Annotated in this window: 22 protein-coding genes; 9 read left to right on the forward strand and 13 right to left on the reverse strand. The window is 37.2% G+C overall.

Annotated features, from left to right (window positions below):
* Positions 1 to 277: 277 nt before the first annotated feature.
* The 3 genes from asnB to GGQ92_RS07010 form a co-directional block, all read right to left on the reverse strand.
* Complete coding sequence (asnB, locus tag GGQ92_RS07000) at positions 278 to 2,125, reverse strand: asparagine synthase (glutamine-hydrolyzing) (RefSeq protein WP_184246186.1); 1,848 nt, start codon at positions 2,123 to 2,125, stop codon at positions 278 to 280.
* Positions 2,126 to 2,271: 146 nt separating this feature from the next.
* Positions 2,272 to 2,625 (reverse strand): YisL family protein, encoded by a 354-nt coding sequence (locus GGQ92_RS07005; protein WP_184246189.1) that lies wholly within the window; start codon positions 2,623 to 2,625, stop codon positions 2,272 to 2,274.
* Positions 2,626 to 2,726: 101 nt separating this feature from the next.
* On the reverse strand, positions 2,727 to 3,917 hold the full coding sequence (locus tag GGQ92_RS07010; RefSeq protein ID WP_184246192.1) for a DUF418 domain-containing protein: 1,191 nt from the start codon (positions 3,915 to 3,917) through the stop codon (positions 2,727 to 2,729).
* Between the two features lie 137 nt (positions 3,918 to 4,054).
* Between GGQ92_RS07010 and GGQ92_RS07015 the strand changes: the two genes are divergently transcribed.
* The 6 genes from GGQ92_RS07015 to GGQ92_RS07040 all read left to right on the forward strand — a co-directional run bounded on the left by GGQ92_RS07015 (position 4,055) and on the right by GGQ92_RS07040 (position 5,972).
* A complete protein-coding gene (locus tag GGQ92_RS07015; RefSeq protein ID WP_184246195.1) occupies positions 4,055 to 4,270 on the forward strand; it encodes a spore germination protein in 216 nt (71 codons plus the stop codon).
* 15 nt (positions 4,271 to 4,285) lie between these two features.
* Positions 4,286 to 4,492 carry a spore germination protein GerPB gene (locus tag GGQ92_RS07020; RefSeq protein WP_184246198.1) on the forward strand — a complete coding sequence of 69 codons (207 nt, stop codon included), beginning with the start codon at positions 4,286 to 4,288 and terminating at the stop codon, positions 4,490 to 4,492.
* Between the two features lie 44 nt (positions 4,493 to 4,536).
* On the forward strand, positions 4,537 to 5,061 hold the full coding sequence (gene gerPC / locus GGQ92_RS07025; protein ID WP_184246202.1) for a spore germination protein GerPC: 525 nt from the start codon (positions 4,537 to 4,539) through the stop codon (positions 5,059 to 5,061).
* A gap of 19 nt (positions 5,062 to 5,080) precedes the next feature.
* Positions 5,081 to 5,284, forward strand: a complete 204-nt coding sequence (locus GGQ92_RS07030; RefSeq protein WP_184246205.1) for a spore gernimation protein GerPD — start codon at positions 5,081 to 5,083, stop codon at positions 5,282 to 5,284.
* Positions 5,277 to 5,651, forward strand: a complete 375-nt coding sequence (locus GGQ92_RS07035; protein ID WP_184246208.1) for a spore germination protein GerPE — start codon at positions 5,277 to 5,279, stop codon at positions 5,649 to 5,651. The genes GGQ92_RS07030 and GGQ92_RS07035 overlap by 8 nt, the downstream gene beginning before the upstream one ends.
* A 102-nt stretch (positions 5,652 to 5,753) precedes the next feature.
* Complete coding sequence (locus GGQ92_RS07040) at positions 5,754 to 5,972, forward strand: spore germination protein (RefSeq protein WP_184246211.1); 219 nt, start codon at positions 5,754 to 5,756, stop codon at positions 5,970 to 5,972.
* 425 nt (positions 5,973 to 6,397) lie between these two features.
* Here GGQ92_RS07040 and addA read toward each other — a convergent pair whose 3' ends face one another.
* From addA to GGQ92_RS07055, 3 genes are all read right to left on the reverse strand, one after another.
* A complete protein-coding gene (addA, locus tag GGQ92_RS07045; protein WP_184246214.1) occupies positions 6,398 to 10,108 on the reverse strand; it encodes a helicase-exonuclease AddAB subunit AddA in 3,711 nt (1,236 codons plus the stop codon).
* Positions 10,108 to 13,581, reverse strand: a complete 3,474-nt coding sequence (gene addB / locus GGQ92_RS07050; RefSeq protein ID WP_184246217.1) for a helicase-exonuclease AddAB subunit AddB — start codon at positions 13,579 to 13,581, stop codon at positions 10,108 to 10,110. Before addB ends, addA begins: the two co-directional genes overlap by 1 nt.
* A gap of 135 nt (positions 13,582 to 13,716) precedes the next feature.
* On the reverse strand, positions 13,717 to 14,370 hold the full coding sequence (locus GGQ92_RS07055) for a TVP38/TMEM64 family protein (protein WP_184246220.1): 654 nt from the start codon (positions 14,368 to 14,370) through the stop codon (positions 13,717 to 13,719).
* Between the two features lie 274 nt (positions 14,371 to 14,644).
* Between GGQ92_RS07055 and GGQ92_RS07060 the strand changes: the two genes are divergently transcribed.
* The gene (locus GGQ92_RS07060) at positions 14,645 to 15,043 is read left to right on the forward strand and encodes a YhjD family protein (RefSeq protein WP_184246223.1); all 399 of its coding nucleotides are present in this window, start codon (positions 14,645 to 14,647) and stop codon (positions 15,041 to 15,043) included.
* Positions 15,044 to 15,048: 5 nt separating this feature from the next.
* Here the strand turns inward: GGQ92_RS07060 and GGQ92_RS07065 are convergent, their stop codons facing one another.
* Positions 15,049 to 15,639 (reverse strand): competence protein ComK, encoded by a 591-nt coding sequence (locus GGQ92_RS07065; protein ID WP_184246226.1) that lies wholly within the window; start codon positions 15,637 to 15,639, stop codon positions 15,049 to 15,051.
* Positions 15,640 to 15,838: 199 nt separating this feature from the next.
* Between GGQ92_RS07065 and GGQ92_RS07070 the strand changes: the two genes are divergently transcribed.
* Positions 15,839 to 16,300, forward strand: a complete 462-nt coding sequence (locus GGQ92_RS07070) for a DUF3939 domain-containing protein (protein ID WP_184246229.1) — start codon at positions 15,839 to 15,841, stop codon at positions 16,298 to 16,300.
* Positions 16,301 to 16,320: 20 nt separating this feature from the next.
* Here GGQ92_RS07070 and GGQ92_RS07075 read toward each other — a convergent pair whose 3' ends face one another.
* The 6 genes from GGQ92_RS07075 to GGQ92_RS07100 all read right to left on the reverse strand — a co-directional run bounded on the left by GGQ92_RS07075 (position 16,321) and on the right by GGQ92_RS07100 (position 24,782).
* A complete protein-coding gene (locus tag GGQ92_RS07075) occupies positions 16,321 to 17,487 on the reverse strand; it encodes a M48 family metalloprotease (RefSeq protein WP_184246232.1) in 1,167 nt (388 codons plus the stop codon).
* Between the two features lie 67 nt (positions 17,488 to 17,554).
* Positions 17,555 to 18,550, reverse strand: a complete 996-nt coding sequence (lplA, locus tag GGQ92_RS07080; RefSeq protein ID WP_184246235.1) for a lipoate--protein ligase — start codon at positions 18,548 to 18,550, stop codon at positions 17,555 to 17,557.
* A gap of 538 nt (positions 18,551 to 19,088) precedes the next feature.
* Entirely contained in the window at positions 19,089 to 20,483 is a 1,395-nt protein-coding gene (gene hemY / locus GGQ92_RS07085; protein WP_184246238.1) for a protoporphyrinogen oxidase, read from the reverse strand.
* Between the two features lie 4 nt (positions 20,484 to 20,487).
* The gene (gene hemH / locus GGQ92_RS07090; protein WP_184246241.1) at positions 20,488 to 21,414 is read right to left on the reverse strand and encodes a ferrochelatase; all 927 of its coding nucleotides are present in this window, start codon (positions 21,412 to 21,414) and stop codon (positions 20,488 to 20,490) included.
* A 15-nt stretch (positions 21,415 to 21,429) separates the two neighbouring features.
* On the reverse strand, positions 21,430 to 22,461 hold the full coding sequence (gene hemE / locus GGQ92_RS07095; protein ID WP_184246244.1) for a uroporphyrinogen decarboxylase: 1,032 nt from the start codon (positions 22,459 to 22,461) through the stop codon (positions 21,430 to 21,432).
* A gap of 131 nt (positions 22,462 to 22,592) precedes the next feature.
* Positions 22,593 to 24,782 (reverse strand): transglycosylase domain-containing protein, encoded by a 2,190-nt coding sequence (locus GGQ92_RS07100; RefSeq protein WP_246384169.1) that lies wholly within the window; start codon positions 24,780 to 24,782, stop codon positions 22,593 to 22,595.
* A gap of 125 nt (positions 24,783 to 24,907) precedes the next feature.
* Here GGQ92_RS07100 and GGQ92_RS07105 point away from each other — a divergent pair, with 125 nt between their 5' ends.
* Positions 24,908 to 25,402 carry an antibiotic biosynthesis monooxygenase family protein gene (locus GGQ92_RS07105; RefSeq protein ID WP_184246246.1) on the forward strand — a complete coding sequence of 165 codons (495 nt, stop codon included), beginning with the start codon at positions 24,908 to 24,910 and terminating at the stop codon, positions 25,400 to 25,402.
* Positions 25,403 to 25,434 lie beyond the last annotated feature (32 nt).

Raw genomic sequence — 25,434 nt, forward strand, 5'->3', positions numbered from 1 at the left:
ATTACTATTATCCGTTATGAAAAATAAAAGTCAACGCGATTCCGTTACAATTTAGTGAAGGAAGTAATGTCCGATTCCAAGTCGTAAAGACAACTTGCCTAGCGCCTTGCTCACCATCTAAGGATTGACGTTGTCTGACCTCGAGAGGGCGGCGTAGAAGCTAGACATAGAAAAGCTTTATGAATACTTCTTCTCTTCCATTAGTTTACAGGAGCGCCGTTCTGCTTTCAAATAGAAAAGTCCGAACCTGTTAATTTCTAGGTTCAGACCGTCTGGATTATTTTTCTATTGTGACATTGTATTTTCGTAACCAAAAATCAATCTGTCCTAAATGTGCCAACAATTGTGGTCCACTCATTAATTGACCATACCAAGGGATTTTATAACTCTCAGCCCCAGAATGTACCAATCGGGCCACCTTATCTTTATCCAAAAGCTCAAACAAGCGGGACTCTTTATCATTTATGATGTTATCAAGCCATGCTACGACAGCTTTTGTGTAGCCTGGATGATGTGTTTTTGGGTATGGACTCTTTTTGCGATACAGAACCTCGTCTGGTAAAATTCCTTCCATCGCTTTACGTAAAATACCCTTTTCTCGGTCGTTATACATTTTTATTTCCCAAGGAATATTCCAAACGTACTCCACTAAATGATGGTCCCCAAACGGTACTCGAGCTTCTATACCCGCTCCCATACTCATTCTATCTTTTCGATCCAAAAGTGTAGGCATAAACCAATGCATATTCAAATAGAACATTTGGCGGAGTTTCACTTGTTCTGGTGTTTCACTTGCCAATAATGGTGTCTCTTGAATTGTTTCTTGGTACTTTTCTTTTGCATATCCTTCCAAATCTAAGTCATTTCGTAAATCTTGACGTAGTAATTGCTGTCTCTCATCGGATGAACGTATCCATGGAAACCCTTCTCCCTTTAAATCTTCTTCTCGATGAAACCAAGGATATCCACCAAATATTTCATCTGCTCCCTCACCCGATAAAACCACTTTCACTTCTTTACTAGTTTGCTGACAAAACCATAATAAGGAGGAGTCAACGTCGGCCATACCTGGTAAGTCACGATAATAAACTGCATCCTCTAGCAATGATTGTAATGTATCATGATTAAGCTCATAATTAAAATGCTCTGTCCCTAAATATTCTACCATTTTCTTAATATAATCTTTGTCTTGGTTTGGTTGAAAGCCACTCTTTTTAAAGTGTTTTTCGTTATCTTCATAATCAATTGAAAATGTTTGTAATCGTTCAAGATTGTTTGCTTTACGATACGTATTTACGATTGAGCTTATTGCACTTGAATCAACCCCACCGGATAGAAAGGTTCCAACTGGTACATCTGCTCCCAGTTGTGACTCAACCGCTCGAATCAATAAGTGTCTCACTTTTTCTGCTGTTTCTTCAACCCCATCTACATGTTCTTCACTTTTGACATTCCAATAACGTCTCGTCACTAAGCCATTTTTGTTAAAAATAGCGAAATGTGCTGCTCTTAATTCTTGTATTCCTGAAAATACCGCACTGCCCGGTGATTTAGATGGGCCTACAGCAAATAGTTCTGTTAAACCTTCGGAATCAATCTTTGCTTTTATATCATCATGCGCGAGTATCGCTTTAATTTCTGAACCGATTAATATACCGTTCTGATATAAGGAATAGAATAGCGGTTTAACTCCTAATCGATCACGAGCTAAGAAAAGCTGTTCTTTTGCTTCATCCCAAATTGCGTAGCTAAAGATGCCATTTAAGTGCTCTAAATGATCTGCTCCCCATTCTATATAAGCCTTTAATAGCACTTCTGTATCCGAAACTGATTCAAATGACCAGCCTCGTCTTTGCAACTCATCGCGTAGTGAGGGCGCATTATAAATCTCGCCATTGAATGCAATAATGTATTGATTTGTATCATTTTTGACACTCATCGGTTGTCGTCCACCATCACGATCAACAATTGCCAGACGTTTATAACCCAATCCAACATGCTGATCAAAATAAAAATTGGTATCATCGGGTCCTCGATGTGCTAATGTATTTGTCATATTTTCTACCGTTCTATAATAGCTGGGAATATGTCGGGAAAAGTCTATCCATCCTGCTATACCGCTCATTTCCATCCCGCCCTTCTCGTTTTTCCTTTATTAATGTATGATAAATGACCAGAAAAGTGACCTACTATTTTGTGCAAACAAGCTAAGGACATTAAAAAAATACCCCAGTAAGAGGTCATTCCATCTCTTAACTGAGGTATTTGTAATTACATAGGTAAACGGAAGAATCCAAGAATTACTGCAATAAGGAACGCAATAACAAATTGAATCCAGAAACTCTTTGCTGGTTTAGATTTCGATGTTTTTACTAATATCATTTCCATCGCAGCGATAACCCATAAGCCGGCTATTCCTTTAACGATAAGCTCTCCTAAGAACGGAAATCCTTCTCTCGCATATTCTGCAAATAAATCTCCACCCGTATAAAGAATCAGTAGATAATCTAGTCGTAAAACCATATGCAAGATTTTACCTGCTTTATTACCCTTCTTATACATGACATAGGAAACGATCAGTAAAATAACTCCTAGTACCCATGCAGTAACGTGTAAATGTGTCATTAACAATTAGCCACCTTTCCTACTTTTCCTTGGTCTATCATACCATGTCCTTGTTAACATTTCATTTTTTATCCCTGCTGTTCATACAACTGTCATGAATCTCAGCTAGCCAGCTTATCTTTTCTTATAAATGGTATTGGTTTACCATATATTAAACGTCTCCAAATCCATTCTACTGGTCCCCGCTCAAATCGTTTTAACCATAACGTACTTAAAATGACTTGAAGGATGTAAACAACAAGTACGAAAACTAATGTTTGCTCCATAGAAAGCTCTCCATACCAACCTAAACCAATCGAATAAAAACAGAACACACTAATAATGGATTGGAATAGATAGTTGGACAGAGCCATTTTTCCAACATTTCCAATGAGATCAAAGAATTGCTTAGCATAAGAATAAATAAAAGCAATGCTTATACAGTAAAAAATGGCCGATGCTGTACCACCAATACTATCTTGGAACAAGCTAAACCAGAACGGATTTCCAATTGCATATGGTCCTGCTTTAAACAGAATAAATAATCCAAGTGTAATCAGCCAAATTTTCATTAAAAACTTTTTATTTCCTTGAATATCATGCAACCATTTATTACGTGCAAACATAAGTCCCAATAAAAAGATGGGAAGTAAGTTACAAATAATAAAAAACAACTGAAATGGATTATTCGCATACAACCAATCTGTCATATTCTGCCCTAGTATGTCTCCCCATGAGCCATTACCATAATTTTGAAAGGACGCCTCAACAGCTGCTTGCTGAATCAAGCTTTCATTTGGTGCCAGTGCAGTAGCAAGGAACAACAATGCTGACAACATAACAGTTGGGATAAGCATGAGACACAAACTCCAAACTAGTAAACTTGTATTACTTTGCTTCATAAATAATAGCAATAAGAAACCAATGATCGCGTAACTTATTAAAATATCTCCGTGCCAAATTAAGAAGGCATGTATCATACCGATACCTAACAAAATGAATAGGCGTTTAACTAATATCGTGTTCGGTTTTTCTATTTGTTTAGCCTGTAAGTTGCTATAAATGATATACATACCGAAACCAAACAAAAAGGAAAATAGTGAGTAAAAACTTGCTTGTACAAAAATATCAATTATACTTTGCCAAAGCGTAGATTGGTTCGGACCCCACATATTTTGTCCATCACCATAAAGAAAATATGGACTATTAAATGTAGCGATATTTACTAAAAATATTCCTAGAATAGCGAACCCTCTTGCAGTGTCTATCCACGGTAGACGTTTGGAAACCGTAAGTGGTTGTAACTCTTGCATTTCCCTTCCCCCTAATATCTTTATAGATTTATTGTAGCCAATTTCTTCCTACTTAACAAATAATAATATGTACTTCACCAATTAAATATTTGGTCATAAGATAATAACAAAAGACATCTTTTATGAGGATGATTCATGTGCCAGGATTTGTAGGAGCAGTGAAAATTAATACGATTGGATCCTCTAGTATTTTTCATATTGGCGATGTTTATAAAATGGAGCCGTATACACAATCAAAGACCTTTGCTGGTGGAGGCTCTTTCAATACAGGAAACGGTATGCAGGTCCGATTAAATCATGCACAGACAACAATCGTTGATGATGACAAATTTGATCAAACAATACTAAGATAAACAGAAGGTGAGAACATGGCATCAATTACTGTTCATCAATCTATTCAAATCCATTTTCTGAAGGTGGAAAACATTTCAAACTCATCGATTTTACAAATCGGTAGTACTGGGAATTTCACAGCTCTCTCCGAGCAATATAACACTGGCCAATTTAAAGAGCCAGCTATGGAAGCGACTATTTCTTCCACTCCCCCACTTGTTCCTTTGTCGTCGTTTGCTTAATACTTTTTCCTAGAGATTTCTTGAGTGATTAAGGGGGTATGTATGTGGATTATCAATTACTTCTTCACTATATGAAACAATTAGAGCAGCAGATTATCATCTTAAATCAAAATATAGAGAGTCTACAAACAAGAATTGATCAATTAGAAAATCAGGAATCACGAAGAACATCAATAGAAAAGATAGAGTATAATTTTGATCAATTAAAAATAGAACAGCTAGATGGCATGCTGCAAATCGGACTCTCCCCTGAACAGTTAAAGCAGTTAGACGAATTCACTGTCCCTACACCAACCAATGATCCGTCCTCACAGATTGAGAAGGATCTCCAAGAATATACAGAAAATCATTTATCATCCTTTATCAAACATTTAGAGGAAAAATATAAACACCCTCTAACTGATGAGCAACGTCGAATACTTTTAGATGACGTCCAGAGTCAGTTAAAGGAAAGAGTCGCATTCCATTTAAAGTCCTATGATAGGATCAGTTTCAATGAAGAAAAGATTACAGATTCTATTATTCAGGAGATCGAGAAAGGTATAGATAAGTGGTTTCATAATCATTAGCTTAATAGGAGAGGATTAAATGAAATACAATGTATATAATCATGAGCTTTCTGTCGGTAATATATATGTTTCAAGCGTGTCAGGTTCCTCTCTTTTTGTTATAGGAGACAGTCACGTTGTAGAACTTCAGTCTCTTTTTGATACACCACCTGAATCGTATATTGTTCTTGGTAACAATGAAGTTGTTCAAAGTGACGTTCAAATAGGAGCTCAGGATGGATAAGCGAGCAACTAGGATTCGATACTTGGATGTGGAGACAGTTAGCTTTAGCTCGATTGTTCAAATTGGAGATAGCCGTAGCGTGAAGCCTTCAGCAGATATCTTAGCCGTTCAAAAATCTGGGCAACCTCCAAGTGATTTAGGATTCGCTTGGGATCGGTATCCTATTTTTCAAACAAAACTTCTGCCTAAGATTCGCACAAATATAATAGATGGGGACCATTTCCATGCGAGTGATATTAAAATTCGTAAAGTAGACGTTTTAGGTGTATCTGCTTCCTCTATCATTCATGTTGGAAATACTTCTCACGTAAACTCCTTAGCACGCACGAAGCATATACGACTTGTTCATTCTAACGATCATTCCTAACGGATACTATCAAAAGTTAGAAAGCGTAAGCACGGAATTTAAACAAATTCATTCTGGATATCATTACTTCCTTATCTTATGAAAAAAGGATGTGAAGGAAACATGCCTTCGATTGTTGGACCAATTAAAATTAATAGTGTTGGTGGAGGAGTTATTAACTTTGGAGATAGCTTTTACTTATCACCAAAAAGTTCCTCAAAATCTGCTTCTGGAGCAGGTGCCAATAATACTGGTGACTTCTTAAACACCAACACAGGTTTTAATATTACAAATGCCATTAATCCCGACGCTGTAGATCAACTTATGGGCGGCAATGCGTAAATTTTTTTGACTGAATTCAAAATACGAATTCAGTCTTTATAGTTTGTAACAACCGGAATATTGGATAAGAGGAATGTAACGTTGGATTCTTGCTCTTAACATTCGATTCTAGCTCTCAACATTCGATTCGTACGTTTAACACGGGATTCAGAGGCAGCAATGTTGGATTAGGATATCTTTATTGAAAGTGAGCGTCTATTTTTCTTTTATCTAACGTTCAAGTGAGTTATCCGATTTTAACGTCCTGTAATCTAATGTTCAAGCGAGTTATCTGATTTTGACGTCTCGCTATCTGATGTTCAAGTGAGTTATCCGATGTTGACGTCCTGTAATCTAATGTTCAAATGAGTTATCCGATTTTGAGGTTCAGGGATGTTTTATATGTATAGAAAAACAGCGGTGTTTTAAATTACCGCTGTTTTTGCCTAACTTTTTATTAATAGTCCTTTGTCGAAGAAGTATAAGTACTTCTCGATAACGGGTTGTTTCCAAATGGACTCAAGTGCCTTTGCATATAGATTGATTTGAATTTGGTACCGTTCCATTAGCTTAGCTTTCGTTTCTTCAGTTATCGTTTCATTGATTTGATCTGTTTTGTAATCTACTAGAACGATTCCGTTTTCGGTTTTCATTACACAGTCAATAACCCCTTGTAGAAAGATCCTTTCCTCTTCCCCATCTCTCCATTGTGGATACACTTCTGTTGCTGGTAGTGTAATACTAAACGGAATTTCCTTCTCTATTTGTGAAGCATTAATAAAGCGTTGGGCAATGTCCGTAGCAAAAAATTGTTCAATAGATTGTAAGTCGATAACCTCTGTTTCTTGTTCGGTTAAAATCTCTCTAACTTGTAGGGATGATACAAACTCTTGTAAATCGTTCACTTTCCATTGACGGTCAAATGGTAAATGCTGCATGACTGTATGCATCGCTGTCCCAATCTCTGCTTTCGTTAGTTTTGCTTCTTCTTGAATAAAACGAGGTCTTTTTTGAATCGGTGTACGAAAAGCATCTATTATTTGTTGGTCACTGTACACGTCCTTCATTTCATATTGCCGCTTTAACTCTGTAACTGTCTGTTTAGCTCGATAAAACACCGCATCTTCATAGCGATATTGATAGGTCAATCTTCGCTCTGCCTCTATTTTTGTATCACTATCTTCCAAAGGAACTGGTTTCCATTCTTCGATAGCTTCCTTTAGTTTTTCTTGCGTCTGACGATTTTCTTCTTCAACTTTTTGGTACTTATTACTTTGCACTCGCTGAATCTTCCATTCAGAAGCATCTTCCACAATATCACGTTTGATGGTTAGATGCTCTCCGTCCCGAAGTAGTTCCCCTTGTTGATGGCGTGCCAGAGCTGCACCTATCCAATCTAAATACGAGACGGATTCCAATCGATAGTGAGATGGTAGAACCCAATCATCATGATGAATAATATCTTCCCATCTTTTTTTCTTCTTTTCAAAAGAAGCAATATTACCTACTAGAACGAGTCGTTCCTTTGCACGTGTAAGGGCTACATAAAGAACTCGCATTTCTTCTGCAATCATTTCCCGTTGTGTCTCTTTTTTTACTGCTTGATAAAATAAAGTTGGATAAATAATTCGAGTTACTGGATCAATATACTTTGTAGCAAACCCATACTCTTTATGAAGTAAATACTTCTGGCGAATATCTTGTTGATTAAATTGATTATCCAATCCACCTACAATTACAAAAGGAAATTCTAAACCTTTACTTTTGTGAATGGTGATGAGTCGGACTACATCCTCTTCCTCACCTAAAGCTTTTGCTGCTCCTAAATCTTCGCCCTTTTCTTCCATTCTCTCGATAAATCTAAGAAATCGGAATAGGCCTCTGAAGGATGTAGCTTCATAGCTTTTCGCTCGGTCAAATAATGCTCTTAAGTTCGCCTGTCTTTGTCGTCCACCTGGGATACCACCAACGAAATCATAGTAGCCTGTTTCCTGATAGATTCTCCAAATTAAACTAGACAATTCTCCTTGTCTTGCTTCCTGTCGCCAGTTTTCAAGACTTTTCAAAAATGCTTCAACTTCTTCATGATGATTGGATTTCATATATTCCTTTAAAGCATCGTAAAACGGAGCACCTTTTTTAGCTAAGCGTATTTCTGCTAATTCATTTTCATTGATGCCAACAATCGGAGACTTTAGTACAGATGCTAAAGCAATATCTTGTCTAGGATTATCAATTGTTTTAAGCAAGCTTATCATTACTTGTATTTCAATTGCCGCAAAATAACCCGTAGATAATTCTGCATACACGGGAATTCCTTGGCGTTTGAATTCCTCCATAATTGTAGGTGCCCATTTCATGGAACGAAGTAAAATCACCATATCACGGTAATTGGCAGGACGTAATCTGCCTGTCTGCTTGTCCATTACCATCGCTGGTTCATTTTCCTGTGAGCCAATCCACTGTTTAATTTTCTCTGCATATGCTCGAGCCTCAATTTGGGCTTTTTCTAAATCTTCCATACTTTCTAGCTCATCGTCTGTGTAGTCTTCTCGATCCTCTTCTTGCATTTCTCGATCTAATAAAAGTAACTCAATCTCTAAGTCATTTATTACAGCTTCGTCATACATCTTATTTCCATATTTCAGTTCAGCGTCCTCATCGTATACAATATCGCCAGCTTCTTCATCAAATAGTTGGCGAAAAATGTAGTTGGCTGCCTGAAGCACTTCGTTTCGGCTACGAAAATTCTTTGCTAAATCAATTCGATAGCCAGGATTATCTGGGTAAGAGAACTGATTATATTTATGAATGAATAACGACGGGTCAGCATGACGGAAGCGGTAGATACTTTGCTTCACGTCACCTACCATAAACATGTTTCCTTGATCTGTCTGATCTGATATAGATAGCAATATCGTTTCTTGAACTAAGTTTGTATCCTGATATTCGTCTACCATTACTTCCGTATAACGTTGCTGTAATTCTACTGCCACGCGAGAAGGCTGCAAACTTTCCCTATCCTCTAACAGGATTTCTAGTGCATAGTGCTCCAAATCAGTAAAATCTACTACACCACGTTCTTTTTTAGCAGCTTGGTAGTTTTGCTGGAAAGCTTTTATCATTTTTACTAGATGTTGAATGACTGGATATAAAGTTCTCATGTCTTGTAGCTGCTGTGTAAGGCTTCGTGTAAAGTTTTCTTCTTTTATTTTGTTCCATCTTTTCTTCACTTTATCACGGATTGCCTTAACTTCTTCCTTCTTCTCTTCACTACATTCTGTCTTTTTTCGGGATAGTGCTTTAAATGTAGTTCCTTGGAAGAAGGTCCGAGTCTCCTCCCATGATTGTCCAATTGTTTCTCGAGCTTGAGCAAGCATGTTACAGTCTGATTCTAACACGTCTAGATATTGAGATGGTCCATCACTTTCTCGAGCGATGTTTATTGCTTTGGATAGTTGACCTTCTATTAAATCTAACTGCATTCTAATTTCTTGTTTTAATTTCTCCAGCCAGCCTAGCTGTTCCTCTGGCGTGTCTTCGTCCACATGGTAAACCTCTGCTAATTCATCCAACCATTTCTCGGGATTTGGATGCTGAATGGAGAATTCGTATAATTTCAATAACAGGGATTCCACTTCGATATCATTTCGGTCATTAGAGAAACGTTCCACCACTGCATAAAAAGCATCCCGTTCCTCTTCCGATTCCTCGCCATACCAGTTTTCAAAAAGTTCCTCTAGCACCTCTTGCTTAATCATATCTGCTTCTAGTTCATCTGCAATACGGAACTTAGGATCAATATCGATTTGATATGCGTATTTACGAGCTAGCTCCATACAAAACGAGTGCAGAGTGGAAATCGACGCATGTTGCAACAGAGCAAGCTGCTTTTTCAAATGTAAAGACGTTGGATTTTCTTCTAGCGCCTGTTCTAATGCTTCACCAATTCTGTTCCTCATTTCTTGAGCCGCTGCATTGGTGAATGTTACAACAAGCAATGTATCAATATCAATCGGCTTATCCGCATGAAGAAGTTTTTGAATAATCCGCTCTACTAATACTGCTGTTTTTCCTGAGCCTGCAGCTGCAGCTACAAGAATATTTTTTCCTGATTCATAAATAGCTTCTTCTTGTTCTTTTGTCCATTGCGGCATTATTCATTCCCTCCTATTCGTTGGATAACTTCCTCGTCTTTTAAATCTTGCAGTCTACGATACTCATTTTCTTCTAGTGTCGGATCGAATTGACATACAGAACGGAAAGAACAGAAAGTACAGGCAGTCTGTTGTTTCTTCTGATACGGGTTTAACTCTACCTCTCCGTTACTTATCGAAAGCCCTGCTTGCTTCATTAAGTCATAGATATAATCCTGTAATTTTGTCAGGTTATCCTCTGATGTAACTCGTGATCCTTTATAAAATTGGCCTGTTTTTCCGATACCTGCAGGAATAATATTACTTCTTCCACTCTCAAGGGTTGTATCCATGTGCTTAATTAAAGTTGTATCTTCTGTTAATAACCCGTCCATTTTAAATTTCTTGAAAAGTTCTTTTTCTATCTTTTCTTCCGACCATTTTTCATTTGCTGAAAGCATTGGATTATGAACATGAAAGTATAGTACTCCTGCTGGGGAAGCTTGCTGTCCTAGCCACTGCTCTGAGTTTTTTAAGACAACATCTAAATAAGCTAACATCTGTAAAGCTAGTCCATAATAAACTTCCGTCAAATTCAAACCAGTGGAGCTGGATTTGTAATCCACAATCCGTAAATATAAATGATCGTTGATAAGTGCCTGATCTACTCGATCAATTCTTCCTCGTAAAACAAGTTCATAATCGTTTGGCAAAGTAACACGTAATGGCTCTAGCTTATTTGGAAATCCAAATTCCACTTCTAAACCAACCGGTGCAAAATGTGTCTGGCGTGCTTGCTCACTCAAAACATACGTAGCACGAGCAATTACATTTTCAAGCTTTTGTTGAATATACTTATAGCGATTTGAGCTATGCAAAATTTGGTTCTGTAATATTGGAGCAAGCTGTCTCATCGCACGATTAGCGTATTGTTGGGAAGTGGTTTGATCTAAGTCAGCAAATTGCTTCCTCTCTTTTCTAATCCAATCCGTTATTTGTCGTAACGCCTCATGGAAGAGTTGTCCGACGTCCGGCGCATCTAATTTATATATTGGCCTTTCCTCTAATCCAAGTCCATATCTTGCAAAATGCTGATAAGAACAACGGTAGTACATCTCTAATCGAGAAATACTTGCTTTTATTTCTTTTGGGTACATTTCTTGTACAACTTGTTCGGAAAGATTACTTGGTTTATTTTCATAAAAGAGACTTTGTAGGACATTCTGATTTGTTAACCTGTGTGTGTCTCTCTCTAAATACCAATTCAATACATAATCCCATATAGGATGGATAGGATAACCTCGTAACTTTCTAGATAATTGAGCTGTTAAGGCGCCTCTTGTTTTTTCTGGAGTAGTAACAAAACGCTCAGCATGAATCATCTCTTCAGGATCTTGTAGAGATATCACATCTTCCTGAACTGGACATAATTCTGTTATTCGTTTAATAACAGAGGAAGCAATCTTTTGTTTCCCTTCTTCATTACTAATTGGGTAACTTATCCATAAGTAATCAGTCGGTAGCGTAAAGGCCAAATAAACATAGAGCCAATCATCTAATAGCTTTCGCTTGCTTCCCTCCGCTATCTTAATTCCATGCTCCTCTAACAAGGCTCGTTCGTCTTCACTCATTAATCCATCGTCGCCTTGTTTCATTGGCCAAGTACCTTCGTTAACCCCTAATAGAAGCGCACATCGTATCCCGCTCATTCTTGATCTGTCAATAGACCCTACTACGACATGGTCTAAGCTTGGTGGTACATGGGAAAAAGAAAGTGTTTCGAAACCTGCTTCCATAATATTACGAAACTTTGAAATGCTCACTGTTTCTTTTCCTGCTATTTCCGTTAACTCTTCTAATAGCTGAATAATCGCGTCCCATACTTGGTCCTGTTCTCTCGCTTTTTCTCCTCTTCCTGCTTCATCGTAACTTTCACGAATTGATTCCAATCGTTCCGGAGCATGTATTTGTTCTAACCATTGAAACAATACGATTGCTTTTTCTCGAATCGTTTCAGCACTTCTTAAAGCTTCATCTATTTCTTCCAATGCATCCCGTACTTTTTCTCGGTAAGCATTGATTCGTTCTTGAGTATCTCTTTCACGATCTGTTTGGACACTTTGTTCAAATCCACGGAAACGTTGAAATATCCAAGGCTCCTCTGAGAACCAACGATTTCTTCCTCGAATTCCGTATTCTAATACATAATTCTCTAATTCATCAATAGCGTCTTGTGTTAACCGATAGTCTCCTTGTCCCTCCGGTATAAATCCTGCTTTTAACAGTCGAAACACCGCGTCATATCGCCAATTTCCTTCAATCACATCTAACAAAGAACGGATCGATTCTATTAATGGATGATTGAGCATTGTTTTTTTCTCATCTACGAATATCGGAATACGATAATCCGTAAATATCGTTGTTATTAAATCATGATAGACGTCAGGTTCACGCAATAAAATCGCGATGTCTCGATAACGATAACCATGATCGCGTACAAGTCGAACAATTTCCTGTGCCGCACCTTCAACTTCTGCTCGCGGATGAATCGCTTCTGCAATCCTTACCGGAGCATGCTCGGAATATGGTTTTGCTGGTCGCTCATCAAAATGTTTATCGATATGCACGAACGCTGGGTGGATTTTTCCGCTATTCTCTATCGTCTCCACTTCGCTAGATATATTCCACTTTCGTGCAAGCTCCATTAACTGCTCATATGTTTCATGTGTTTGATAAAATAAATCGAGAGGTGATTCTACTTGTTGATCAATGGAATCTATTGTTAATGTAACTGTTACTTCTTTTGCATTTTTTAACATAGCCTCTATTACTAAAAGTTCTTGCGGTGTAAATTGATGAAACCCATCTATATAAACACTAGTATCTTGTAAGAAATCGGAATCCTCTAGCTTTTCAGCAAGTATCCTAAGTTGATCCTCACTGTCGATATAATTTTTCTCTAAAGCAATCGTCATCTGTTCATATATATATACTAAATCATCTAATTTTTCTTGTAAGGCTCGTTCTTGAAGTGTTAAATGCTGGTATGTCTCCATTTCGGATAACTGTTCGTGTACCATTTCTGGTGTAACACAATACCTCTTAAACTCTGTAATCATTGTTTCTAATTGCTCGACAAACCCTTGTTTTTCGATAGCCTTTTTAAATATCTTCCATTCACTTTTATCCCGTTCTTCTATAATCTTCCTTAACATCATTTGGATACCTGATGAAGTAATGAATTTTTTCGTTGCCCCACCTGTTAATTGCATTAACCGCCAAGCAAGACGAGTAAAGCTATATACTTGTGCACGAATGGAACCATTGAGATCCTCATCCTTCAAAAGCGCATACTCCTGTTGGAATGTCATTTGTTCTGGAACTAAATAGATAATGGGTGGGCCTTGTGGGGAAGCCTTCAACATTTGTTTTATTTCAAGAAGGCACTGTTCACTTTTATTTGCTGTAGCACTTCCAATAACGAAACGAAGCAATTATTACACCTGCTTTCATTAAATACTTATATACTATTATAACAAACGTTTGTTCTGAGGGGAAGTTGCACCTTTCCACTCTAAACCTAAAGAAAGAAGGCCTGTTTACAAAGGAGTATCACAGACCTTCCTACCTCATTTTTGTATTTTTTCTCTCGATTGTAATCTTTTTTCCATGTAATTACCTGCAAACCATAGCACAACAATGATAATCGCAACAACAATGGATTTTACAGGGTTCTGTGCAAATGATGCAAGACTATCACCAACATAGGACACAATAAAAATCATGACTGCTTTTCCTAATAATTCAGCAAGAACGAATTGGTAAATCCCTACACTCGAAAGAGCTGCAACTAAATTAATAATCGCGGAAGGCGAAAATGGAAAACAGAGCATAAGAAATAGTGGACCAAATCCATGTCGTTCTAACCAACCCGTTACACGCTGAACTTGTTTATTTTTGTGAATCCATCGTAAAAATTTGAGATGACGGTAACGTCGTACAAGTAGAAATACTGCGATTCCACCTGTACTCGCCCCCGCCCATGAGAGCAAAAAGCCTTTTAACAAACCGTATGCAGCAACATTGGTCATTACAAAGACAATCAGCGGAAGAAAAGGTAGAAATGCTTCTAAAAAAGGTAGTAAAAAGCCAGGAATTGGACCTAGACTCTCATAGCTTTTTAGTAAGAAAGTAACAAGCTGATCATATTCATTCGCTTCAATTAGCTGTTTAATTTCATCCATATCAATATTTTCTAAATTGGAAATTTGGAATAGATGCATAAATGTCCTAGCCCCTTCAATTCACGAAACAAACTTCTTTCTTTCTATTTTAATATTTTTTTCGTGAATTTCCTAATACTAACTCTCTTTAATGTACAACAATTGCACGGTATTAGGAAATAGTAGCGTCGCTCTTGGCTAATAGCTTTATTATTTTTAAAATTTCTATGCCTTCCTTTTATTCCCTGTCAACTTTTTATTTATCTGGTTGATTTTTTTAAGAATTCTGCATATACTAGAACATACGTTCCTATTACGAAAGGTGGAGTTACGGATGAGATATTTGACAGAGCATGAGTGGAAATTAGCATCACGATTCTTATTTCTTTCTATGGCCTTGCTTGTTATACAACAAGATTTAGAAAAAATTCGGAAATTCTCCCCTTTTAAGATTAATGAATTCTATATTCGGTTATTAGAACAAATGGAGAGACTAGCTACGGAAGAGCGTAGGCATTTACGAAAAGAAATGAAAAAAGAAAGATTACAAGTACTCTTAGATGAAAAGAACGAGGCATTTACGTCGTATTTATTTATTTGCAAAGGGAAAGAAGAAAAAAGAAATTATTTTAATCCTGCAATTCGTAAAAAAGTAGAAGTAATTATCGAGGAGCTTGCTGGACGTGCAGCTACCACTCTGTATGACCATAAAGAGGATATACCACAAACCTAGGTCCCTTACTCTTTTATCTGATTGTCGTCTGTAGGGATGGAATGATAATTTAGTCGCCTTATTTGTCTTTTTCTTGTATACGCTGGATGGAGCCAAGTGGATTCGGATACATACTCATGCTCGTTCCATATATCTTCCATTTTATTAGTTAGTAAATAACGGAATTGCGCGGTGCGATATAACTGATTAATAATTGTGTGGTAGGAGGCGGGGACAAATAACTCACGGCCATTTTTGAAAATGATATTGGTCCCTCTTTCTGTTTTTTCTAATTCAAGCACATGCGAGTGCGCTATCCATGAACAAGAACGGTTTTGAGGAGACTCCGTTGGGAAGAAGTACATTCCGCTTACCCTATCAATTGCGATAGGTGGTTTATGTGTAATCCTACTTAGCATTTTGGAACCTTCAATTAGTCCCCTTAGACTAATACCGAATTCTCTACATGCGATGTCCATTACCTTTTTTGCACTCAAATCAATCTCTTGGTCATCCTCTTCGTGAAAAGACATAATCGTCGTATAAAATTGACCGTTATTCAACTCCTCTCCAACTACTGCTAACGTATGTGGGCTAATAACCACTGTTTTTTCCATAAATGATCCCTCCAAATAGATTTTTTCAAGCAACTTTAATCTAACAAGAAATGTTGGAAAGGGAAATGAAATTCGCCTTTTTTGTAATGAAATCGCTCTTATTCGCTTTTATCAGCAAGTATTTGATACAATTTAGATGAATAGGTTCATTCAGTCGATCATTTTTAGAGGATTTGATTCAAGTCGGAGGGCAGGATACATGTGGTTTTTTCGTAAAAGAAAAAAAGAGGATAAAAAATATCCTATAAAGTCCATTAGCTATGAAGAAATAAGAGATGCTATACGTGAATATGGGAAGAACCTTCCTGATAACGTACCATTAGGTATCATCATTCAAGATAATCTAGAAATAGATTATCAATTATTAGCACCTTTTTTAAAAGCGGTTCCAAAAGAGAAGTACTATATGTCGAAGGAAACGTATGAAATTTTCCCAGAAGAAGAAAAACATATTGCAGTAGCCGTTGATACTATCCAACGCGCCGTCGATCAATACGTTGACATAAAAAAAGAGTTGCCTGTTATAGATGATGACCCTTACCGAAGAGTAAGCTATCATAAATTAGAGCAACTCAAATTGTTAGATGAAAGACCAAATCCAATTATCGATTTTTATATCACCGATGAAGAATATTTAATTACACGGAAGAAACCATCCTAACGGTTCAAAGACAGAGTACCCTAGTGTGGATTTTCTTCCTTCCATCTCCGTTCCATTTCTTGTTCTATTTTTTCTATTCTTGTGCCGATAGGTGGATGCGTAGAGCGTAACCATACAATCCAAGGGGCTGGGGAAATATCGGTTTTCGATTGCATAGCAAGCTGCACATAGCTTTGTAATGCCGGTTCTAAATTCTCCGTATGTTGTATAGCATAATCGTCGGCACTTAACTCCATTTGGCGAGATACAAAAAGCTCGATAGGCTGTATCAAGAGTAATAGTAAAACTGTCATTGCCATTAATCGTATCACCGTATGTAAATCACTTTTTCGTTCCCGTGTCGTATTCCACTTTTGCAAAAACAATAGGACAAGAAAGCTTAATAAAACATAAAGAGCCGTCCCTATGTAAACGTGTTTGTATAAGTAATGCGCAATTTCATGGGAAACGATAAAAAGAATTTCATCCTTCTCCATTCCATCAATTAGCGTATCCCACAACACAATTCTCGCGTGTTGAAAAATCCCTGTCACATAGGCGTTATAAGTAGTGACTTTATTGCTTTTTTCTACTACAAAAAGTTGTACATCCTCTAATCCTTCTTGCTCTGTCATCGAAACGATAGAATGATAAAGGTCTCCATTTTCCATTTCTATAAATGGATCAAATAACGGATCAATCCAGATTGGCTTCACAAAAACAACTAGTAAAACAATTGGAATCGCCACTCCCCAGACAATCATTGCCCAGTATTTAGGAAAACGTTGCATAACGTAACGAACGGAAATAAAAATGACAAACAAAGTAACCGCGAACAGTGTAGCGGACAACAAATTTTCTCCTAACCATGAGAAAAAGCTTTGTGTTCGTATACCTTCTGATATCGTAATCCGATACCAAATATAGCGATAAGGGAAATGGAACAGAAAGTCCAATACCGTAAATAATAGTGTAAATAGAAGTGTTTGCCAAAATAATGAGGAGATAGACTGTAACCATAACGTCCATTTTTTATACGTTAAGAGCATGCCTAATAACAATAAGCGAAGAGGCCACATTGCAAAATAAAAAGCATGTGAAAGGGCACCATAACGTGTATCTCCATAAGATTCTAGCGAATAGCCGTAGTAGAAATAGAGAAATAAACCGATCACATATATGAAGTAGATGATGAGCCATTTTTTCATAATTTTTCTCCTGACAAAGCTATAGAGTATAACAAACTCTCCTTATTTATAAGGAGAGTTTGGTTTGTTAATACACGAGCTGTAAGAATTCTTCTTTTGTAATCTTTCCTAAATAATGAGAGGTGTCTACATCTGCTAGCGCTTCAGCTATCGCATCTCTATCATAGCGAACACCTTTCAACTTCTCTTCTAATTCATCAATCGTTCCAATGCCAAAAAAGTCACCATAAATTTTGCAATTTTCAATAATACCTTTGTGTACATCTAGTCGAACTTCTAGTAAACCACCATCAAATTTCTTTGTTTGTTGAACATTAGATTTCGGAGATTTACCAAAATTCCATTCCCATTTCTGATAACGATTTTCAGAAATTTCATGAATATTGCTCCAATCCTCTTCCGTCAAAACATATTGTGGCACATCGTTTACATCATCTACATTAAAAATATGTCGTAGAATATGCGCTTTAAACTCGTCCATTGTCAATTTTTCATCCATAAACTCAGAAATATTAGCTACACGACTTCTAATAGACTTAATACCTTTGGATTGAATCTTTTCTGTTTTTACTCGTAAGGAGCGAACCACTTCTTCAATCTCTGAATCATACATTAACGTTCCATGACTAAACATCCTACCTTTTGTTGAAAATTGAGCATTTCCAGATATTTTTCTTCCATTTGCGACAAGGTCGTTTCTTCCCTGAAGCTCAGCAGGAACACCTAGCTTTTGCATCGCTTTTACTACCGGCTCTGTAAACTTAGCAAAATTATGAAAGCTCTCCCCATCATCCTTCGTAATAAAGCTAAAATTCAAGTTGCCTGTATCGTGATAAACTGCTCCACCACCGGAGAGACGACGCACGACATGTATTCCCTTATCTTCAACGTAGTCTGTATTGATTTCCTCAATTGTGTTTTGATTACGACCGATGATAATAGAAGGCTCATTTATATAAAATAAGAGATATGTATCATTTTCACCAAACTTATTTAAAACATATTCCTCTATCGCAAGATTTATTCTAGGATCTGTAATCCCTTTGTTATCAATAAACTTCATCGTCTTCCACTCCTTTTTTTATCCTATAACCTCTATCACAAGTATAAATAAATTAGGATAGCTTTGCTAGGAAGTTGAATTTAGAACGACTCTTCTCTTAAAAATCCACATTATTTTACTTCAATACTTAAATAGTTATACGGAGAAAAAGGTTTTATTTTGTACTAATACAAAGTCTTGATTTTTACATTTTGTTATAATACAATACAAATACATCCGCATGCAGGTTACATGCTTTACTCCTGCAAGAAGCAGAAAATTCCGAAAAATGACCATTCATGTAATCGTCATTTTTCTGTATGAACTGCTAGACATCCTGCTTTGTAACGTTTATGTCTTTTACCCTAATCTCTTTCATTTCCTTCATCAACTCATTGTCACGTGGGCTAGATGAACATTCCCATCCAAAAAATCGAGATATATGTAGAAGACGATAGAAGCAGCCTTAATCGGCTGCTTCTTTTTTCTAGCTAAGGTTAAACAAAAGTAATGAGCTAAGTTATTCACTTTTAATGAAATACGTTTAGGGAAACGATTATCACACTTTATTTTGGATATAATCCAGCAATTTATCGGTAGCTACTTCTCCTTGATCAATACAATCGGGAATTCCTATTCCACGATATGAACTACCCGCAACAAATACACCAGGTAATTTCGTTGCCAATTGCTCTTCTAATTCTCCAACAAATTCTTGATGGCCAATAGAGTATTGAGGCATACCATCTTCCCATCTTGAGACAACAGAAAAGAGTGGCTTCCCTTCTATTTTCATAACTTTATTCAAATCATTTAAAACAAATTCTTCTAGTTCCTCATCAGAGTAATGAATAATTTCTTCATCACCAGGTCGGCCCACATAACAGCGTAGCAAAGCTTTGTTCTCTGGTACTGTTGTTTCTGGCCATTTTTTGTGTGTCCACGTACATGCAGTAATACGATAATCACTATTTCTTGAAACAACAAATCCAGTACCATCTAATTCATCTTTAATTTGGTCTAAATCAAACGCCATTGCAACGTTAGCAACCGAAGTAGCTTTCATTTCTCCAGGCAGTGATAGATATGGCGCTAATAAAGTTTTCGTTACATTATATGGTGTCGCAAACAGAACTGCATCCGCCTCATACACCTCTCCATTCGTAACATTTAGTCGATACCCGTCTTGCGTGTATTCAATATGCTCCACTGCTACATTTTTCTTTAAGATTTCTGGTTGAATTGCAGAGGTTATCGCATTAACTAATGCTTCTAATCCACCCTCTATACTAAAAAACTTACTTTCCTTTTTAGCATTTGGATTGGAAGGAGGTAACGTATCTTGTAACCCTTTGATTAAACTACCGTATTTCTGTTCTAATTGATAGAAATTCGGGAACGTTGCCATCAGACTCAACTCATCCAAATCCCCCGCATAAATTCCTGACAATAATGGTTCGATTAGATTTTCTACTAATTCTTCACCAAAATGTCTTTTAAAAAATTTACCTAGAGATTGATCAGCCATTGGCTCACTCTTTTCCATCGTGAGTTCTTGTTTTACACGCGCTTTTCCTTCATCCGAAAGAAGGTCCGATGCGAAAAAGGCTTCCAAATCAATTGGAATTCCCATGAAGGAACCTTGTGGCATTGGATACAGCTTATCACCTTTTAACACATAGGATTTCCCTGTCCCATTTTTCACAAGCTTCTCTCCTAAACCAACATGGCGTGCTAAACGTTCTGCAGATGGCTTTCGAATTAAGAAGGAATCCGGGCCTCGCTCAATCGTAAAGCCAGACTTTTTTATAGTGTTGATTTTCCCTCCAAATCGATCACTAGCTTCTAACAATTTCACTTCTACATCTAACTGATTTTCTGATATTGCTTTATTTAAATAAAAAGCGGTAGTAAGCCCCGCTATACCACCGCCAACAATGACAACTCTTTTCACGTCATCAGCACTCCTTATATTTATCTAAAGTAACTGTTGCTAATGTATCGATAAAAGTAGCATTCGTATTCGGCATTTCAGGTCGGTAATATGCCGCTCCTACCTCATCACAAACTACCTTACACTCATAATCATTGTCATATAATACTTCTAGATGATCTGCTACAAAACCAACTGGTGCATAAATAAAGGATTGATAGCCTTTTTGTTCATGTAAATCTCTCGTTAAGTCTTGAACGTCTGGACCTAACCAAGGATCTGGAGTATTCCCTTCACTTTGCCAACCGATTTCTACGTTCGTAATGCCCGTTTTTTTCTGGATTAAATCTGCAGTCTCTTTTAATTGCTCTGGATATGGGTCACCGTGCTGTAAAATTTTCTCAGGTAAGCTGTGCGCGGACACTACGAGAACAGCTTTCTCTTTATCGTCTACTTTATTATATTCTTCCATAATTGCATTTGCCCAATAATCAATAAAGCCTTCTGCATCGTACCAGCTTTCTACAGAACAAAGTTTGATTCCATGCTCTTCTGCTGATTCTTTTGCACGCCCATTATAAGATTTAACACTGAATGTTGAATAATGTGGTGCTAACACGATAGAAACAGCTTCTGTAATACCGTCTGCTGCCATTTGTTGCACGCCATCTTCAATAAAAGGCTCAATATGTTTTAATCCTAAGTAATGAACAAATTCTACCTCATCTTGGACTTCATTCATTCTTTTCTCTAAAGATTCTGCTTGGGCTTTCGTAATTTCCGCTAGTGGAGAAGTCCCACCAATTGCACGATATCTTTCTGTTAAATCGTCTAATGCTTCTTGTGATGGCTTTCTTCCATGACGAATATGTGTATAGTACCTTTCGATATCTGCCTCTTCATACGGAGTACCATACGCCATTACGAGTAATCCTACTTTTTTCTTCGTCATCTTGTTCATCCTTTCTTAAGTCCTAGAATAACTGTGTATTAATTCTGTAAGTTTCTTTAGTCGCTCTGGTTTAATCTCAGGAGTCACACCATGCCCTAAGTTAAAGATGTGGGCCGGATGCTCTCTACCCTGATCGATAATTTGTTTCGCTCTTTCTTCGACAATCTCCCAATTGGAGCGTAAAAGAGCTGGGTCTAAATTACCTTGTAAAGGTTTCGTAATCCCCATTTCTCTCGCTTCTTTAATCGATAGTCTCCAGTCTAAGCCAAGAACATCAACAGGTAAATCGTTCCATTCTTGAATTAAATGACTCGCTCCTACTCCAAAGAGAATAAGCGGTACATTATTTTTTCTTAACTCGGTAAAAATTCGCTCCATTACCGGTTTAATATACGTACGGTAATCCGCTTCGTTTAGCGCACCAACCCATGAATCAAAGATTTGAATTGCCTTTGCGCCTGCTTTTACTTGTGCTGCAACATATGTAATTGTCATGTCCGCAAGCTTATCCATTAGCTTAAACCACGCTTGTGGCTCACTATACATAAAAGCTTTTGTTTTATGGTAGTTCTTCGAAGGACCACCTTCAATCATGTAACTCGCAAGTGTGAATGGTGCACCACTAAACCCAATTAAAGGCACATTCAATTGTTCCTTTGTTAATAATCGAATCGTCTCTAATACATACGGAACATCTTCCTCAGGATCTATCGTACCTAAGCGCTCTACATCACGTATGGAAGTGATCGGATTATCGATTACTGGTCCAATTCCAGATTTTATTTCAACATCTACACCAATAGCCGGTAAAGGCGACATAATGTCTTTATAAAGTATCGCTGCATCCACGTTATACATTTCGACAGGAAGTCGTGTTACGTAGGCACAAAGCTCTGGCTGATGTGTAATTTCGAACAATGAATATTTTTCCTTTAATTTTCGATATTCCTCTTGCGAACGCCCTGCCTGACGCATATACCATACAGGTGTATAGTCTGTTTTTTCACCACGGAACGCTCTTAAAATAGTATCATTGAACCCAGTCATTTAAACTTCACCCTTTATCTGCTCATTACTTAACATTCTATCTATAAACTGCTTTAATGTATAGCTTTTTGGAGCTTTGTTCACTAAATTGTAATTATTATAACTAAAAAATAATTATAATTATTAATTTTTTAAAAGTCAATGGAGAGTTTTGCCGTGTTAGACGGCGTTCCACTTTGTTCAATGAAAGGATTATAAGGAATGATAAAATATTCACCCGTTGCTAATAGACCAAAGCTATCCAACGTGTATTCTCCTTCTCCTTGAACTTCCCCAAGAAATGTATGGGAACCATCTTCTTCTTTTTTATAAATACGGTAAATAACACGCTCATCGGAGGAAGCACTCCAGTTTAACTGTGCTTGAATAACTGTATAGCCACCAAATTTTAATTTTGCAGTTAAATCGGTAATTTCAGGCAAACGAATCGGCTCTTTTAAATCTTCCACATCATCTGGTAATGTAAACTCCTCTGCTTGTGGATGTAGCTTATCTATATCTGAAAGAATAGCTTTCGTTAAACGAGTAGGCTCACTGCTACCAGATGTTAAATAATTATCATCGCTAGCTGTTTCATAACCAATCCAGTTAACCGCAACATAATCTTGTGTAAACCCAGCAAACCATACATCTTTTGCATTGCCTTCTCCATTTGGATGTTCAGTTGTACCAGTTTTACCTGCCAATGCTTTTGAAAATTCTCCAGCTTGAGCCGTTCCTTCTTGCACTGTTTTTTCAAGCATTCGGACCATGTCCCAAGCAGTTTGCTGCTGAAACACACGTTTATTTTCTCTATCTTGTATGGCTAGGTTTTCTCCATTTCGATCGCTAATTTGTTGGATAGACGTCGACTTTATAAAGTTTCCTGAATGAATAAACGTACGATAACCTTCTGCAATCTGAATAGGAGTTACGCCATAAGTTAAACCACCGAGAGCTATTGCCAAACCGTCGTCCTCAATAGCCATACCGAGCTCCTCTAAATATTTTTTCGAAAGTGGGATGCCTAGTTCATTCAATAACCAAACAGCGGATGTATTTTTAGACGTTACAACTGCATCGTATAATGGCACTTCATCTTCAAACGTACCGTCCGCATTCCTAACACGGTAACCATCATAATCCAAATCTTGGTCCTTGAGCATACTATAGGCAGTAAATTTCTCCGTATCTAAAGCTGGACCATAGACTGCAAGTGGCTTAAATACAGAACCAGGCTGCTTTCTAGTGAGTAACATATGATGGTCCACTCCCGATTGAAAATCACGGCCACCAATTAGTACTTTCAACGCCCCGCTTTGCTCATCCATTAGTACAAAACCAGTATTAATATCCTCATTGGAACCATGAAAGTAATCATCATCTTGTATTCTGTCATAGGCGATTTGTTGTAAATCAGCGTCCATATGAACGGTTATCGTATAGCCGCCGCGTTTTAACGTGTCTATATTTAAACCATATACACTATTTAACTCGTCCAAAACATAGGCAAAATAATCATCCATCCAAGATTCTCGCTCTTCTCCCTGAGTAGTTACGTTAACAGACTTTGCTTGAAGCTCTAATAGTTCTTCCGTTGAAATATAGCCTTCCTTTTCTAGCTGAGAAAGTGCCACATCTCTTCTTGATTTGGCTTTATCAATATCATGATACGGTGAATACGTATTTGGTGCTTTTATCATTCCAGCTAGTAAAGCACCTTCCTCCACCGTCAATTCTTCTATTGTTTTACCGAAGAAATAATCAGCTGCCGTACCCACTCCATATATCCCATGTCCAAAGTAAATCTCGTTTAAATATAATTCCAATATTTGTTGTTTGCTGAAATTTTGTTCTAAATAGATAGAAGCCATCACTTCTTTTGTTTTTCGCATCCAAGACTTATCATTCGTTAAAAATAGGTTCTTCGCTAGTTGTTGTGTTATTGTACTAGCGCCTTCTTCTTTACTCATGGAAATTATATCTCGGTATACGGCTCTAGTTACAGAAATAAAAGAAACCCCGGCATGATCATAAAATCTTTTATCCTCCAACATAACGAAGGCTTTTTCTACGTGATCCGGTATTTGTCCAAGAGTTACATAATCACGATTTTCTGTATATACTTTACCAATAACAGTTCCATCCTCGAGTTCTATTTTAGAAGCAACAGGAAGGATAAGTTCTTTTTCATCTATAACAAAACGGCCGCCAAAAATAATGAATAAATACCCAAAAATAGCTAACAATAGTGTTCCCATTATAGCGCCGGCTAACCATTTATAACGTTTCACAAAATTCCATATTGTCTTTAAACCTTTTTGCAAATAACTTTTAATCAAAAGGCACCACCTTGCTTTTCTGATTTACATTGGTTTTATTTTAGCATAAGAGGGAATGGAAAACATTGCTTTCCGACAAGTAATTTGCTACGTTAAAACAAAATATGACAAAGGAGTGAACGTCATTGTACGGATATTTTACGAATGGAACCTACGATTATCTTGAAAACCTAAAAGAATCGAGTAACTTCTCACCTTTCGTACTGATGCATTCAGAAGATAGCGCACTTGCTTATTATGAAGCATCACAGCAATCACTTTTCAATGAAAGTAGAGACTATGAGATTGTTGCTTCTATTGGTGACCTTTATGAGGAAGGGTTTCTCTCTCTTTATTACACACCAGTGACAGAGGAAGGAACGCCAATTTTTGAACTGGATTACAAACAGAAAATCAAGGAATTAACCAATGTTCCAGGTTCACTTGCTGCTCGCGTCCTTAAGCCAATGGCTACAGGTAACTATATTTTATTAACCCTATGGAGTGACGAGGAAACATATAATATGTGGAGGGTACAAGAGGAACTCTTTTTTCCAGCACAAGGAAAAGAAGATTATATCGTTAAACCACCTTACGAGAAAACATATATCGTTGGTGAAAAAGAAGACGAGGACGATTAAAAAAATTCGGGAATAATTCCCGAATTTTTGTT

Source organism: Gracilibacillus halotolerans (assembly GCF_014206945.1).
Taxonomy (GTDB): domain Bacteria; phylum Bacillota; class Bacilli; order Bacillales; family Amphibacillaceae; genus Gracilibacillus; species Gracilibacillus halotolerans.